The sequence below is a fragment of the Vibrio viridaestus genome (assembly GCF_003856525.1).
Taxonomy (GTDB): domain Bacteria; phylum Pseudomonadota; class Gammaproteobacteria; order Enterobacterales; family Vibrionaceae; genus Vibrio; species Vibrio viridaestus.
In genome coordinates this window covers 52202-68335 of the sequence record NZ_RJVQ01000005.1, presented here as the reverse complement: position 1 = coordinate 68335, position 16134 = coordinate 52202, and the positions used below count along the sequence as shown (strand labels likewise).

The following is a 16134-nucleotide window of genomic DNA, read 5'->3' as shown; positions in this document are numbered from 1 at the left end:
TGCAACAAATTATGATGTCTATCAGTTGTTTAGTGTACTTTAGGATCGAAAGGCTTGCCTAAGCTCATTGGTGTCGCCAATTTCTGACGAGCACTGTTGGAGCTTAAAATGACCATAACCACAACCGTCGCCACATAAGGCGTCATAGCCAGTAGGTTCGGTGAAATATCAACACCAGCACCTTGCATCATCAAATGCATTATTGATGTACAGCCGAACAGGTAAGCACCTAGGACAAGATAGCCGATACGCCACGAAGCGAAAACAACGAGAGCAAGGGCAATCCAGCCTCTTCCTGCAGTCATTCCTTCAACCCACATTGGGGTATAAGCTAGTGACATGTAGGCCCCAGCGAGACCAGCCATAGCACCGCCAAACATGACAGTACCGTATCGAAGCGCAATGACTTTAATACCCAACGCATTGGCAGAGTGAGGGTTTTCTCCAACAGCTCTGATCGTTAGACCTAGACGCGTTTTTTGCACCACCCACCACGCTACGATGACGATTATGAAACTACTGTAAACCAAAATATCGTGTTTAAACAATAAATCCCCGAAGAAAGGAATACTACTTAGTAGTGGTATTGGCAATTCTGGGAAACCGTCAAGCGTCGAGCCAATTAAGCTGGTACCCAAGAAGGCGCTGAGCCCCGTTCCAAAGATAGTCAGCGCTAAACCCGTCGCCACTTGATTGGTATTGAGCGACAGCGTCAAAAAACCAAAAATAAGCGACATTAACATCCCTGATGCCATGGCAAAGATGACACCTAAGAATAGGCTACCGGTATAGTGGGCGCCTGCGAATCCCGCCATGGCACCCATTAACATCATGCCTTCCTGACCAAGATTGAGTACGCCTGATTTCTCACAAATAAGCTCACCTAGAGCGATTAAAAGAAGAGGAGTGCCCGTTTTGACCGCAGCAATTAAAATTTGTTGAATTAGTTCAGCATCCATTATTTCACCTCACCTGATTGTTCTGAGGTTTTTGTTTCTGACTCGACTGGACGAGCACGTTTAGGAACAATTTCGTAGTATATTAAGAAGTCACAAGCTAATAGGAAAAACAGCAGTGTTCCTTGGAAAAGCCCTGTAACCGCAGTTGGTAGACCAAGCTCAATCTGAGCCAAATCGCTCCCCATGTACAAAGCGCCCATGAAAAATGCCGAAACAATAATCCCGATTGGGTTTAAGCGTCCCAGGTAGGCAACAATAATGGCCGCGTATCCATAGCCTGGTGAAACTGACGGTATGAGCTGTCCGATAGGGCCTGTCACTTCAGATGCGCCCGCAAAACCGGCTAATGCACCTGCAAATAGCATGACCCCCCAAACAACTTTTCCGCCGCTGAAACCTGCGTATCGTGCTGCAGACTCATCTTGACCAAATACTCTAAGTTTAAATCCTGGTAGCGTTTTGTAGAGAACGAAGCTAGCAACGAACGCCATCAGAATTGCAATAACTACGCTGATTGATGCTCTTCCGCTCTCGACCAGTGTTGGGAGCAGAACACCATCTGGGAACATTTTCGATTCAGGGAAACCAAATCCATCCGGATCGGTCAGTGGTCCGTGCACCGCCCACAGAAGCAAATAGAGCCCAATATAGTTGAGCATAATGGTGGTGAGGATGATGTTGGTATTGAACTGACGATTAAGAAACGTTGGTATACCAGACCAGATCATGCCAGCAATAATGCCTGCCGCTAGTACGATAAAGAGCGTACCTGCACCTGCGTCATCAGGAACATTCACAGCAACAGCACTCGATGCGAGAGCACCGATTAATAGCTGGCCTTCTGCTCCTATATTCCAGATATTTGCACGATAGCAAAGCGCTAGACCTATTGCACAAAGCAGGAGAGGCGTAGCCTTAACCATTAATTCGCCAAGATTATAACTGTCGCTGAAAGGCTGTAGGATAAAGACTTGAAACGCTTTAACGGGGCTAACACCAAGCCAAATAAACATTAAGCTGGAAGTAATCAAAGTAAGAACAATAGCTATAACAGGAGACAGCCATCCCATTGTTTTAGAGCTTTCAATTCTTGGCTGTACCTTAAGCATTGTCTACCTCCTCATGCTTAACGAAACTGCCTGCAATCCACTGGCCGATTTCTTCAATATTTGTGTCTTGAGTTTTTACAGAAGGAGACAGTTGCCCTTCATACAAAGCAGCCAAACGGTCACTGATAATGAATAGCTCATCAATATCTTCGGATATAACAACAATCGCTGCGCCTTCGTCGCGTAGAGCAATCAGCTTCCTGTGAATCGAACTGGCAGCGCCAATATCTACGCCCCATGTGGGGTGAGCACAGATCAAAACCTGCGGGTGCTGATGCATTTCTCGTCCCATAATGAATTTTTGTAGATTACCACCAGATAGGCTTTTTGCCTGAGAATTCTCATCTCGGCATTTAACTTGGTTATCTTTTATTAGAGAAATCGCGAGCTCTTTTAGGCGTCTCGCACTAATAAGTCCCTTTTTAGTCAGGGTTGATGCATGAGTGAGTAGCGTATTTTCTTCCAAGCTCATTTCTGGAACCGCACCTTGTCCGAGTCGATTGGTAGGTACATGAGCCATTCCGAGAGCACGGCGTCTACCTGCATCGAGGTGGCCAATTGCGAGCTTATTGAATGTTACACTCTCTTTACTAGTACGTGAATCTTCGCCACTGATCGCTTCAAGAAGATCTTCTTGACCATTACCTGCAACACCTGCAATACCAAGGATTTCCCCTGCTCGCAGTTCAAGATTAACGTTTGTTAGACCACAGCCAAACGGATGGGCTGGAGGTAATGTCAGATTATGAGTCGCAAAGATAATGTTGTCGTTTGACTTCTTAGGGTAGCTTTCCGAGAGTTCGGCTTCATTGCCTACCATTAGCCGTGCTATTGAGTTAGGGGTTTCTTGTGCGGGGATACATTCACCGCTCACTTTACCGCCTCTAAGAATAACGGCTCGATCACAAAGCTCGGTAACTTCTTTGAGCTTATGACTGATGAACATGATTGAGCAACCTTCGCCCGCGAGCTTTTTCAACACTTTGAATAAGCCTTTCACTTCCTGAGGAGTGAGGACTGATGTTGGTTCATCAAGTATCAGCAATTTAACATCTTGAATGAGACAACGAAGAATTTCTAAGCGTTGGCGTTCGCCAATACTTAGGCTGTGTACGTATCTATCTGGGTCGACATGTAAATCGTACTTCTCGCTCATATCGACAACGCGTTGGCGAAGATTATCAACCTGAGCTACAAATTCTTTATCGAGACCAAGCTCAATATTTTCGAGTACTGTCAGGGTTTCGAACACAGAAAAGTGTTGGAAAACCATGCCAATACCCATTGAACGTGCTTGATTCGGCGAGAGGATATCGATTGCGTTGCCATTCCAAAAAATATCGCCCTGACTGGGACGATTCACCCCGTAAATCATTTTGACCAGAGTAGACTTACCTGCACCATTTTCTCCCAACAGTGCCAGGATCTCTCCTGAGTTAAGCGTCATATTGACGTTATCGTTTGCCACGACCCCCGGAAAAAATTTACTGACGTTCCGAAGTTCTAAAAGTGGAGCTTGCGTCATAGCAGATGACTTCCCTTAATTTGCAATTAGCAGCTTTGATGCAAAAAATTGACCAACTGTTCAAGTGGTCGCGATTGTATCCTGTTCTGAATGAAAATGGATCAGAAACTTTTGATAAATATTAGTTCTTGTTAAGTATTTTTGAGCGTTTTTTATACAGTTGAGCCTCGTTTTTGATCGTGGCACATAAACTTCTCTCTCATTCTATGAATAAGCGTGATCCCAAATATCAAATATAACACTTGAGTCTCTGAGGGGTTATTAATACTTGACTTTATGCCCCGAGTATCACTAACTTACCATCCTCTTTGCAGTTTAAAGGACGTTGTAGTTGGTTATGGAAAAAAAGAACAATCGCAAAGCACAACCTGGTGCTATCAGACAGAGAAACGAATCACGGATTCTTAAAGCAGCTGCTGATGAATTTGTCAAATGTGGCTACAAAGGAACATCGGTTCAATCGATTGCCGACCGGGTTGACCTGCCTAAAGCGAATGTTCTTTATTATTTTAAGTCTAAAAAAGGTCTCTATCTTGCGGTTCTAGAGGATATTCTAAACCTATGGAACCAAGGGTTTTCCGATGAGATTTTTGCCCTTTCTCCCGCTGAAGTGTTAGAAACGTACATTCGTGGAAAAATGAAATATTCGAGAACGCATCCTAAAGAATCAAAAATATTTGCTCTCGAATTAATCAATGGTGCCCACAACGTCAGCGATGCAATGCATCTGCCAATGGTAGACTGGACGGAAGGTAAGGCTTCTATCATTCAAACTTGGGTTGATCAAGGGCTGATTAGACCAATTGATCCTTTATATTTATTATTTTTGATATGGGGAACGACGCAATTTTATGCCGATTGTGATGCTGAAATCTTTATGATTAAAGGCAGATCGTTGACCGATGACGAATTTGAAGAGGCGACTCAGTTTGTAATCGATACTGTGCTTAAAGGATTAGATTTGAAATAAAATCGCGGTGGTAAAGTTGCTTTCTATTGATGGGGCTCTCAACGAGTCCCTCAGACATAATTGGCTGCTCAATAACACCATGTTGGTGCTGCTCTCCCTAATTCAGTGCATCATTTCTAGCAAAATTCATTCTTTAATTCATCTAACACTCTATAACCAAAGCGTTTATTTAGTTGCCTATTTGGTCAGTATTTTGCTTAACGATGAATAATATAATTACTACTCAGCGAAGAATGGCTTGAGTATTTAAGGAGAAAGTATGTCACTGCCGATTATCGATATCTCACCTCTAAGTTCTAACAACAGAGAAGATTGGCATTCCGTTATTAAGCAAATAGACAGTGCTTGTAGAGAATTAGGTTTTTTCTATGTGATCGGGCACGGAATACCTCAGACGCAATTTGATCATATAGAGTCTATGGCAGGGAAACTATTTGCGTTACCGGAAGAAGAAAAGAAAAAGATTTCGATAGAAGAAAGCAGTAACCACAGAGGATGGGGAAGATTAAGTGCAGAAAAGTTGGACCCGCTCGGTGAGCTTGATTGTAAAGAATCATTTGATATGGCTTTAGATCTTTCCCCTTTTCACTCACAAGTGTCTCGTTGTCCGAAATTATATGGTCCTAATCAGTACCCTGATATTCAGGGATTTGCTCAAGCGGTATCTCAACATTATTCACTGACACTCGATGTGGGTTTAAGAATTCTCAAGGCGATGGCTTTGGCACTCGGAGAGGAGGAAAACTTCTTCTCCAAGAGCTTTAGTTTACCTATATCTGTTTTACGAATGCTGCATTATCCCAGCCAGACTCTGGCGTCCAATGGGGCAGGTGCGCATACTGATTATGGCTGTATTACGTTATTGTATCAGGAGGAAAGTGGTGGTCTTCAAGTCCTCAACAAACAAGACCAATGGATTGAGGCACCTCCAGTCGAAGGGGCATTTGTCGTCAATATTGGAGATTTAATGCAACGTTGGACAAACGACATCTATCGCTCAACGAAGCATCGAGTGATGAGTCCAACATCGGGGAAAACTCGGTTTTCGATGCCGTTCTTTGTCGAGCCCAATTTTGATACACCGATTACCACACTTGACTCTTGCCTGAAGGAAAAAGGTGGAAAAGTAGAGTATCCCTTAATTACAGCTGGAGATTGGATTTTATCCCGATTTGAGGATACCTACTCCTATCGCCAAGAAGACGTTGTCGCCTAGTCGATGCTGCAAGAGTTAAGTGAAGCTATTGGCTCACTTAACTCTCTGCGCGACATAATAGAAGAAAACTTTTTCCTTAGTTGCACCGTTGTTTAAGGAAACCTTTTTAGACTTTTTTGTATAGTTTCAGAAAAGAATTTATCGCGGTCTGCGCCACTTGCTCTATTTTTTGCTTCGATGGTTTTTCTATCACATTCAGTTCAACAGGAGTGAGTAGCTCCGCATCTAAAAGCGCAACTAATTGCGATGCAGCTAGAATTGGATCGGCTTCGATTAATTCTCCTGCCTCCATCTGTTTTTTTAAATACTGCGCAGCGTAGGCACGACCTTTACCCGGACCATTTTCGTAGAAATACCGGCTTACATCTGATCGTCCTGATTCACTAATAGCCATTTTGCGAATAGCTCCGAGGCCCGGTGATAAGACCGATTCTAAATAGTGATAACCAAAATCAAATAATGCGACCTGGAGCTCTTTACTGGTAGATAACTTCTGAAAAGCATCTGCAACATCATGAGTTACTGAGGATTCCATGACTGCTGAGAATATCTCTTCCTTGGAACTAAAATAGTTATACAGAGTGGCCTTTGAGCCGCCAACTTTCTTTGCGATATAAGACATCGACGTTTGCTCAAATCCTTGTTGTATAAACGCTTCTTTTGCTATTTCTACAATCGACTGGCGCCGTTCTTCTGTTTTTACTCTCATTTAGTACCTCATTTTCAATTGCGCTAAGTTTCGCTTGACCGATGACCATTGTCAATAGTATAACTGTACGGTACGGTTTATTTATGAGGTGGGGAGTGAAAACTCAATACAAGATTCACAAGATGTCAGGAGCACAGTCGGTCAAATCCAATATCGCACTGTTGGTTACTTTGTCTTTACTCGCTGGGTGCTCGACACCTTCGGATTATAAAAGTCCCGATTTAAAAGTGGTTAACTCATTGAGCTATCAACGGACGTTTAGCGATATTGAGACTATTAATTGGCCTAATGATAAATGGTGGCAGCAATATCAAGATCCGCAATTAAATTCACTGATAGAGAAAGCGCTAGCGGATTCACCATCAATTGCTATAGCAAAAGCTAGGTTAAAAGATGCTCAGGGTATCGCACAGCAAATCGGAGCGATTCGTAAAATACAATTGGGATTAAACGCTTCGGCATCAGAGTCGAAAGTGAGTTACCAATACCAGGCATACAACCCACCAGCGAATTGGAACGATTACGGATCGGTCACATTAAACTTTTCCTATGATCTCGATTTTTGGGGCAAAAACAAAAACGCGGTATCTGCTGCAACATCAGACTATGCTGCGGCAGAAGCTGAAAATGCTTCCGCTCGTCTGATGATTTCAACCTCTATTGCCAATTCGTATGCGGAGTTAGCACGTTTATACCTCAATCAAGATACGGTCAGTGCTGCGGTTGCCGTGCGAAGTCAGACTGTCGACCTGTTAACCCGCAGGTTTAACAATGGTCTGGAAACTAAAGGGGCAGTTAGTCGAGCAAAAGCCTCTCAGGCTAGTGTCGAAGCTGAACTTCTGAATATTAAGGAAATGATAGCGCTACAAAAAAATGCGCTTGCTGCATTACTTGGTGATTCTCCTGATTTTGCTCGCTCGATTACTCGGCCACAGATTAATCTCAATCAGGTACTTGGCTTACCAGAGGATTTGGGAATTGGTCTACTAGGACACCGACCTGATATCACGGCAGCTCGATGGCGTGTCGAGTCTGCTGCACAACGAATTGGTGTCGCTGAAAAGAACTTTTATCCTGATGTTAAACTTTCGGCATTTATTGGATATCAGTCATTTGGTCTAGATAACTTAACGCGCACAGGAAACGACGCTGGTAGTATCGGTCCGGCCATTTATTTACCTATATTCTCTGGTGGTAAATTAGAAGGCGAACTTGATTCTGCCAGGGCTAATTATGAAGTTGCTGTCGCCACTTATAACCAGTCTTTAAGTGATGCGCTGCGACAAGTAGCGGATTCGGTCATTAGTACTCGAGCACTAGATGCACAAATCGCTAAGACAAAAGAAGCGGTTCAGGCAGCGACGGATGCCCACCAAATCGCGAGTAATCGCTACAAAGGCGGACTTGCATCTTACTTAGATGTACTCAGTGCCGAAGACGCACTACTCAATAATGAAAGAGTGTTGGCAAATTTAAATGCCCGGGCTTTCTCCCTGGATTTATCTCTGATCCATGCACTAGGTGGTGGTTATAACAATGCTCAGTCAGGGGCAGATAAAGGTTAATTAGAATGAATACTGAAGATACGAACGAAGCGCAATTTGATCAAACTAAAGCAAATAAATCCCGTAAAAAAGGCTTTGCGATTCTTGCACTTCTCATCATCTTAGCGGCGGGAAGTTACACGGCATATTGGTTCTTTTACGCGTCACGCTATATTTCAACGGATAATGCTTATACATCAACAGAAGTTGCTGAGATTACCCCTGCAGTAAGTGGTGTTATTGGTGATGTCAAAGTGGTTGATACTCAATATGTTAAGAAAGGCGACATATTAGTTACTATCGATGATACGGATGCGCGTCTAGCCTTGGTTCAGGCTGAAGCTGACTATGCGTTGGCGAAACGTCATGTTCAAAGTTACGAAGCCAATGATGAAGGTCTCAATGCATTAGTAAAAGCGAGCACAGAAGATGAAACTCGTGCTCGTGCACAATTAAAATCTGCTCAAGCAACATTTCAACGTGCTCAAATTGATCTGAAACGTCGCCAAGATCTTGTTAAATCTGGCTCAGTGTCGGGAGAGGAAGTGACCAATGCTAAGACGGCATTTATTCAGGCACAAGCTCAGCTTCATGCTGCGAAAGCCGCAGTGAATCAGGCGGTTGCTAATCGCTTGTCGACGATCGGAGATCAAAAGGCAAATGCTGTGTTAATCAATAATACGACAGTCGATACTAACCCTCAGGTACTGCTAGCAAAAGCGCGTTTTGATCAAGCTCAGGTAGATTTGCAAAGAACCATTATTCGAGCACCTATATCTGGAGTTGTCGCCAAGCGTCAGGTTCAGGTTGGGCGTCGCGTACAAGTCGGCTCTCCACTGATGACCGTTGTTCCTCTAAGCAACATGCACATTGATGCCAACTTCAAAGAGGGCGAACTGACTCATGTAAATATTGGTCAGAAAGTGGAAATTACTTCCGATCTTTATGGTGATGATGTTGTTTATCATGGTGTTGTTTCAGGGATTGCTGGTGGTACTGGTTCTGCATTCTCAGTAATACCTGCTCAAAACGCGACTGGGAACTGGATAAAGGTCGTCCAACGCCTGCCTGTGCGAATTTCTTTGGACAAAGATGAACTGCAGAAACATCCGCTACAGGTTGGTCTTTCTATGGAAGTCACGATCGATACTTCGTCAAAGGTAGACAGTGATACTTTGGCGCGGTTTAAATCTGGTGAGCTTCCTGAACAGGGCTAAGGATGACGAATGAGTTCAACATCTGAAAATGAAATTCAACCGCTCACTGGCGGAGCCCTGTTTATTGGGGCTTTATGTTTGGCTCTTGCCAACTTCTTTGCGGTACTAGATACCACGATAGCCAATGTGTCCGTCGCGAATATTGCAGGTAGTTTAGGGACATCAACCAGCCAGGGAACCTATGTCATCACCTCCTATGCTGTGGCTGAGGCGATATCAGTTCCGTTAACGGGATGGTTTGCGAAACGGTTTGGGGCAATAAAAACATTCACCACCTGTTTTATTCTGTTCGGGGTGTTCTCGTTTCTATGTGGAATGGCAACATCCATGACCGCACTTGTAATTTTTCGTGTGCTATTAGGCTTCTCTGGTGGTCCTATTATGCCATTATCGCAAACGTTGATGATGCGCATATTTCCCAAAAATAAAGCTCACGCGGCCATCGGTATTTGGAGTATGACGACTCTAGTCGCTCCTATTGCTGGTCCGATCTTAGGTGGAGTTCTTTGTGATCAGTTAAGTTGGCCATTTATCTTTTTCGTCAATGTGCCATTTGCGCTTATTGCTGGTTATACGATTCGCGTTATATTGAAAAAATACGAGACAAAAGCAGAGAAACTACCGATTGATAAGATAGGTTTATTACTGTTAGTCATCTGGGTTGCTGCATTACAGATTATGCTTGATGAAGGGAAAGAGCATGATTGGTTCGAATCTACCCGTATTGTCACTTTAGCCATTATTGCTGTCATAGGATTTATTAGTTTTGTTATATGGGAGCTAACTGAAAGAAATCCTGTGGTCGATCTTAAGGTATTTCGTCACCGTGGATTTACGGCTTCCATGCTAACTCTATCTCTGACGTTCGGTGCCTTCTTTGCTACGACAGTTGTTACTCCTTTATGGCTTCAAGTCTATATGGGCTATACCGCAACGATTGCTGGCTATGCGACAGCTGCTATGGGGGTTCTGGCCGTATTTTTAGCTCCTTTGATAGCTGAAGCGTCGAGCAAAAGAGATCCAAGGCCGTTTGTTTTTGTTGGTGTTCTTTGGTTTTGTATCTGGACTTACGTGCGTAGCTTCGCCAACCTCGATATGACGTTTGCTCAGGTAAGCTGGCCGATGTTTTTTCAGGGGATTGGCATGCCACTATTCTTCGTACCACTGACTGCGATAGCTTTGGGTTGTGTTAAGTTGAGAGAGATGGAGTCAGCTGCGGGGTTGATGAATTTTATTCGTACTCTATCAGCGGCATTTGCTACCTCGATCATTAACACTACCTGGGAAAATGAAACCCGTTATGTACACTCAGAATTATCGGGATTAACCGACCAGCATGGATTTGCTGCCAGAGCAATGCAAAGTTCAGGAATGAGTCTTGATCAAATTCGCAATAGTCTCGATTGGATGTTACAAAAACAAAGTGTAATGGTCGCGACGAATCAAGTGTTTGTGATTATTGCGGTTATCTTTGCTATTGCTGCTTTTTTAATTTGGCTGGCTCCCAAACCTCATCATAGCGTTGATCCTGGGGCGGCACATTAATATGTCGTTAAGGCCTACCAATTTGGTAGGCCTTTTTTATAAGTAAAACTTATGAATTCATCATCTTTTGTGAAACGAAGCGAATAAATAATTACGGCTTTCCTTAATTTCTTTTCTATTCTTAGTGATAGTGGTCTATGCAGAGAGTTTATCTCATAACTTTATACAACTAACAATCAGACCTCTTGTCAGGGAGAATTCTATGAGGTGGTTAGCTAATCGCTCCATAAAAATTAAGCTATTGATTATCATTTTATTAATGACGTTTTTGAGCCTTTCCATTGCGGGCTTTGGTGTATTTAAAATGAATCAGGTTGCTCATGAGATTAAAGGCATCGCAGATGAAAATATTCCGCTAATTCAGCTTACTAGCGATATTACTGTAAAGCAGTTACAAAGTTCCGTTATTTTAGAAAAAGCGCTCAGAGCATTGGAGGTTCCATTGGATTCTGGCAATGGAATCAATTCAATAGACAACTTAGTTTCGCGATTTGAAACGTTATCTTCAACTTTGGATAACGAGGTGATTCAAGCGAAAGCACTGACCGCAATCGCTGTTGAACACGCATTAACTCCCAAGATTAAAACCAAAGCTCAGGAATTGCATGCGAACCTTAGCCTCATCATCGAACATCACAAACAGTATGAGGAATCGGCTGAGAGAATTTTATCGTCCATACGCCAGGGAGATGATATTTCAGCAATATCAAATTCCCTTCAGGACTTAGAATCTTTGCAATCGGTTCTGAATAAAGAACTTTCGCTGTTTCTTGTAAGTTTAGAATCTATAACTCAAGAAGCCGTGGTCAAAACTGAGTTAGATGAAGAGCATGCTTTGTACGGAATGACAATAATTGCGGGCATATCATTAGCTTTGGGGCTATTGATCGGTTTTATAATCAGTAAAAAAATGGTGTCATCGTTACAAGTTGCCTGTGAATTCGCTAATCAGATTGCGATGGGTGACTTCTCAAATACCATAGACGATTCGCAAAATGATGAAGTTGGTACCTTACTCAAAGCGATGAATAAAACATCATTATCTTTAAAAAATATGGTGCAAACCATACTAGCTAGTTCAGAAACATTAGCTGCAACCGTTACTGAATTAGCGGAGGTTGCTCGCTCAAATAAAGAAGCAGTTGATGTTCAACAAGAAAATACTGATCAGGTTGCTACCGCTATGCATCAGATGTCAGCCACGATTAATGAGGTTGCAGGTAGTGCAGAAAACACTGCATCATCGACGAAAGGTGCTGATGAAAATATTAAGCGTAGCTGCCTTCATATTGACACAACACAAGCGATTACAAAACGATTAGTTGAAAAGACAGAGCAGTCTCAACTGATGATTGCGGATCTCCAATCTAGTACTGAGCAAATACAACATTTCGTTGTCGAGGTAAATGCCATTGCCGAGCAAACCAACTTATTGGCGTTGAATGCGGCGATTGAAGCGGCTCGTGCAGGAGATCAAGGACGAGGATTTGCTGTTGTCGCTGATGAGGTTCGGGCTTTGGCAACGAGAAGTCAGGGCGCGACGAATCAAATTTCTAGCTTAATCGAAAAATTAGTTAAAAATTCTCGTTCAGCGGTCGATACCATTCAAACAAATGGCGATGATATCCGGGAAATATCGAGCTTAATTAATGAATCTAAATCTGGTATTGATGAAATTGCGGCAGAAATCCTGAGTTTAAGTGATTCAAACGTTCAGATCGCATCTGCTAGCGAAGAGCAGGCAGTAGCGGCCGAAGAAATAAGCCGCAGTATGGTTGGTATCCGTGATACGGGTGAGCTCATTGTTGCGTCGACTCGGGAAACTGAGGAAGCTAGCGAGTCACTAGCTCAATTAGCACATCAACTACAGGATCTAATGCACCAGTTTAAAATAAGCGCATAACGTGATTGGTTTTGTTAAGTAGTTACTAATAAAAATAATTATATAAGTTCAGATATTTATTGATTTTGCCAATAAAATGAATCAAATTTGAGAAAGTTTTCAAATTTTTAGTAGGCGAAGGAGTTATGCATGCTGATTAAAACAAAATTATTCGCAGGTAGTGCGATGTTACTGGTCGTAGCGCTTGCGGTAATGTTTGCTGTAGTGGAATTTGTAGTTACGCCTGTAATTAAAAATCAGGCAATAGAAAAAGCGCAATCAGAGGCCGAGGTTATCGGTGAAACGATTGCAAAAGAGCTCACTGAAAATGCAACATTAACGCGCAGTTTAGCAGCAGTTGCCGCAGCACTTCCCAAAAATAAAGATGAGTTTATTAAACACATAGAGCCTCTGGTTTATAGTGGTAAAGGCGTCGCTGGTGGCGGTATCTGGCCAGAGCCAGGAAAGCTTGTCGATGGTCAGGACAAAGCATCCCTATTCTGGGCGAAAACAGCACCAGGCAAGTACGAACTTCTTGATGATTATAACAAGCCCGACGCTAGCCCATATCAGCAAGAAGGCTGGTATACGAGTGTTAAGTCTGCAGCTAAGGGACAATGTGTATGGTCAGAAGTGTACGTTGATCCTGTTTCAAACGTACCAATGGTGACTTGCTCCGTAAAGATCGAACGCGATGGAAGTTTCTGGGGTGTGGCCACAATCGATGTTGAGCTATCTAATATTGAATCACTGTTGACTAAAGCCAATGGGGATTCAGGGACCTATAGTCTTATCGTCGATCAGATTGGGCAATTGATTTCTCTACCACAATTACGTTCAAAAACCATTTCGATGGTTTCCTTAGACGATCTTAGTTCTCAGGATGCTTCTTTTGCTCCTCTTGCAAAAGCACTAAAAAGTGATGATTACTCGCCAGTAGAATTCGATAAAGGGGTAGTCAGAAATGATAGTTCAGTCTTAGTTCGATTTAAGCTACCAGAGCAGGGTTGGCAGGCCGGTATTATTCTTCCTGCATCGATTGCCTTGGATGCGGTTACTTCTTTGACTGTGACTATCTACTCTTCTGTTGCAGCCGTCATTGTAATATTCCTCGTTATTCTTATTATTTATGGCTTACGTTTGCTAGCTCAGATTAACAATACGACGGGTCAAGTACGTCAATTGATGAGTGGCCATACGGCGAATAAGCTAACCATTGCGAATGATGACGAAATGTCGAAGTTGTGTGTTGCGATTAACGACTATGGCGATCATCTCATCGCGATTTTGCAAAAAGTGCGGTCAGAAGCTGAATCAGTTAAATACAACGCTGAAAGCATGGATAAGCTTAGTGGTGATTCTCAGGCTCGCGCTCTTGAGCTGATGGATGAAAACAATACTTTAGCAACAGCAATTAATGAAATGTCGGCAACCGCAGCTTCTGTATCACATGATGTTGCGTCTGTAGCAGAGGTAACGACTCAATCATCAGCATTGGTTAATTCGGGCTTTGAAGTCATAGAACAAAATGCCGAATCTATACGTATGTTGTTTGATAAGCTTACAGAGTCTTCTGGTGCGATTCAGCAGCTTTCTGATGATTCGCAGCAAGTTGGTCAAGTTCTTGAAGTTATTATGAACATCTCTGAGCAAACGAACTTGCTAGCACTTAACGCTGCAATTGAAGCCGCTCGCGCTGGTGAATCAGGTCGTGGCTTCGCTGTCGTTGCTGATGAAGTGCGTGCACTTGCACATAAAACTCAACAATCAGCAGTCGAAATTGAAAATATGATCAAAAAACTCCAAGATGCGGCTAAAACGGGTGTTAATGTTATTGGTCAGTGTCGTGAGTATTCAGAAACTGTTAATGAACGTTCAATGACAACGCGTAGTCAATATGAACAAATAGTGGATGCGTTTAATGATATTAAAGAACGTTCGACGAACATTGCTGTCGCGACAGAAGAACAGGCTCAGGTAACGGAAAACGTTGACCGTCTGGCTGAACGTATTCGAGAGATATCTGATCAGAATGCACAAGATGCGGAGAGATTCCGTACAGTGAGTATAGATGCAACGGAACAGGCTAAACGTTTGTACGACATTAGTCAGCAATAAATCTATTAATAAGCCCGCGAAAAAGCGGGCTTTTTTATGCGATAAGAATGGTGATTCCTAAGAGTTATAGGTTTCTTTATCCAGTTCGCCTTCGCTTTTTGCAATAAGCACGGAAACCATGATATCACCACATACATTGATCGTAGTACGTGCCATATCTAGGATTCGGTCAATACCCGCCACGATTGCTAATCCTTCCATCGGCAAACCGACTGTCGTTAGAACCAGTGACAGCATAATTAGACCCGCTCCTGGAACACCCGCAGTACCGATCGAAGCCAACGTCGCGGTAAGGATGATGGTGATATAGTCAGCCATTTCAAGGTGAATACCAAATGCTTGTGCAATAAAGAGGGCACAAACACCTTGATACAATGCGGTACCATCCATATTAATAGTGGCACCAAGTGGTAGAACAAAGCTCGATACACCTTTTGACACGCCAAGTTCTTCCTGGCTTGCTTTTAACGTTGCAGGCAATGTGCCTGAGCTGCTTGATGTGGTGTAAGCCACTGCCGCCGGGTTAGTGATGCCTTTTAGGTAAGGCATCGGGTTCAAACGACCAACAATCGATAAGAAACCACTGTAAAACACGAGGACATGTATCAATGCGCCTATATAAACGGCAGCAATTACTTTAATTAATGGCATCAGTACATCAATACCGAATTTACCTGCAACCCAAGCCATCAGAGCGAAGACACCATAAGGAGCAAAAGACATAACAATTTCTGTTAGCTTATACATTGCTTCCGCCAAGCTTTCGAATACTCTTACTGCTGGCTGCCCTTTTTCTCCAATCAGAACAAGCGCGATACCTAGGCCTAGGGCGAAGAAAATGATCTGTAAAATGTTACCTTCGGCTAAAGCACCTATTGGGTTTTTAGGAATAATATTGATTAATGTCTGAACTAAAGCTGGTGGCTCTTTACCTAAGCCGCTTGCTTCTGTTACCGCACGGTTTAATCCTGCACCAGGTTCGATTAGCCATGACAGACCTAATCCTAAAGCAATGGCAATGGCGGTTGTACCGAGATAAAGTACGATCGCCTTAACACCAATACGTCCCATTTTCTTGGTGTCTTTCATTGAGGTGATTCCCACAATAAGAGAACAGAAAACAAGAGGGACAATCAGCATTTTGATTGCGTTAATAAAAAGCGTGCCAATCGGTTTAATCAGCTCAGCGCTAGGACCTAAAATGGCACCAACGATAATACCAGCGACCATTCCGACGAGAATTTTTTTCCACAGAGCCAGACGTCCCCATGGCCCTTTACGGGAAGAAGCGTGTTCCATTATGTATTCTTTCCTACTTAGTGAGAAAAACTAAAAGAGAA

Annotated in this window: 12 protein-coding genes; 7 read left to right on the top strand and 5 right to left on the bottom strand. The window is 43.0% G+C overall.

All coding sequences use genetic code 11. The annotated features are described in order from the left end of the window. Positions 1-29: 29 nt before the first annotated feature. Genes EES38_RS12605 through EES38_RS12595 form a run of 3 tightly spaced genes read right to left on the bottom strand, consistent with a single transcriptional unit; the run spans position 30 to position 3593 of the window. Complete coding sequence (locus EES38_RS12605) at positions 30-959, bottom strand: ABC transporter permease (RefSeq protein ID WP_124937562.1); 930 nt, start codon at positions 957-959, stop codon at positions 30-32. Next, positions 959-2068, bottom strand: coding sequence for an ABC transporter permease (locus EES38_RS12600; RefSeq protein WP_124937561.1), 1110 nt, complete (start codon positions 2066-2068; stop codon positions 959-961). Before EES38_RS12600 ends, EES38_RS12605 begins: the two co-directional genes overlap by 1 nt. Continuing rightward, positions 2061-3593: an ABC transporter ATP-binding protein gene (locus EES38_RS12595; RefSeq protein ID WP_124937560.1), complete on the bottom strand. Its 1533-nt coding sequence runs from the start codon at positions 3591-3593 to the stop codon at positions 2061-2063. Before EES38_RS12595 ends, EES38_RS12600 begins: the two co-directional genes overlap by 8 nt. Positions 3594-3930: 337 nt before the next feature. Here EES38_RS12595 and EES38_RS12590 point away from each other — a divergent pair, with 337 nt between their 5' ends. Next, entirely contained in the window at positions 3931-4563 is a 633-nt protein-coding gene (locus tag EES38_RS12590; RefSeq protein ID WP_124937559.1) for a TetR family transcriptional regulator C-terminal domain-containing protein, read from the top strand. Positions 4564-4822: 259 nt separating this feature from the next. Then, positions 4823-5779 (top strand): isopenicillin N synthase family dioxygenase, encoded by a 957-nt coding sequence (locus EES38_RS12585; protein WP_124937558.1) that lies wholly within the window; start codon positions 4823-4825, stop codon positions 5777-5779. Between the two features lie 106 nt (positions 5780-5885). Here EES38_RS12585 and EES38_RS12580 read toward each other — a convergent pair whose 3' ends face one another. Beyond that, positions 5886-6488 carry a TetR/AcrR family transcriptional regulator gene (locus EES38_RS12580; RefSeq protein ID WP_124937557.1) on the bottom strand — a complete coding sequence of 201 codons (603 nt, stop codon included), beginning with the start codon at positions 6486-6488 and terminating at the stop codon, positions 5886-5888. Positions 6489-6610: 122 nt separating this feature from the next. Here EES38_RS12580 and EES38_RS12575 point away from each other — a divergent pair, with 122 nt between their 5' ends. The 5 genes from EES38_RS12575 to EES38_RS12555 all read left to right on the top strand — a co-directional run bounded on the left by EES38_RS12575 (position 6611) and on the right by EES38_RS12555 (position 14794). After that, positions 6611-8053, top strand: coding sequence for an AdeC/AdeK/OprM family multidrug efflux complex outer membrane factor (locus EES38_RS12575; protein ID WP_279432216.1), 1443 nt, complete (start codon positions 6611-6613; stop codon positions 8051-8053). Positions 8054-8058: 5 nt separating this feature from the next. After that, the gene (locus EES38_RS12570; RefSeq protein WP_124937555.1) at positions 8059-9249 is read left to right on the top strand and encodes an HlyD family secretion protein; all 1191 of its coding nucleotides are present in this window, start codon (positions 8059-8061) and stop codon (positions 9247-9249) included. 9 nt (positions 9250-9258) lie between these two features. Continuing rightward, a complete protein-coding gene (locus EES38_RS12565; RefSeq protein ID WP_124937554.1) occupies positions 9259-10794 on the top strand; it encodes a DHA2 family efflux MFS transporter permease subunit in 1536 nt (511 codons plus the stop codon). 202 nt (positions 10795-10996) lie between these two features. Next, positions 10997-12697 carry a methyl-accepting chemotaxis protein gene (locus EES38_RS12560; protein ID WP_124937553.1) on the top strand — a complete coding sequence of 567 codons (1701 nt, stop codon included), beginning with the start codon at positions 10997-10999 and terminating at the stop codon, positions 12695-12697. A 129-nt stretch (positions 12698-12826) separates the two neighbouring features. Then, on the top strand, positions 12827-14794 hold the full coding sequence (locus EES38_RS12555; protein WP_124937552.1) for a methyl-accepting chemotaxis protein: 1968 nt from the start codon (positions 12827-12829) through the stop codon (positions 14792-14794). Between the two features lie 57 nt (positions 14795-14851). On the opposite strand, the gene EES38_RS12550 is transcribed toward EES38_RS12555, so the two are convergent. Further along, positions 14852-16093: a dicarboxylate/amino acid:cation symporter gene (locus tag EES38_RS12550; protein ID WP_124937551.1), complete on the bottom strand. Its 1242-nt coding sequence runs from the start codon at positions 16091-16093 to the stop codon at positions 14852-14854. Positions 16094-16134 lie beyond the last annotated feature (41 nt).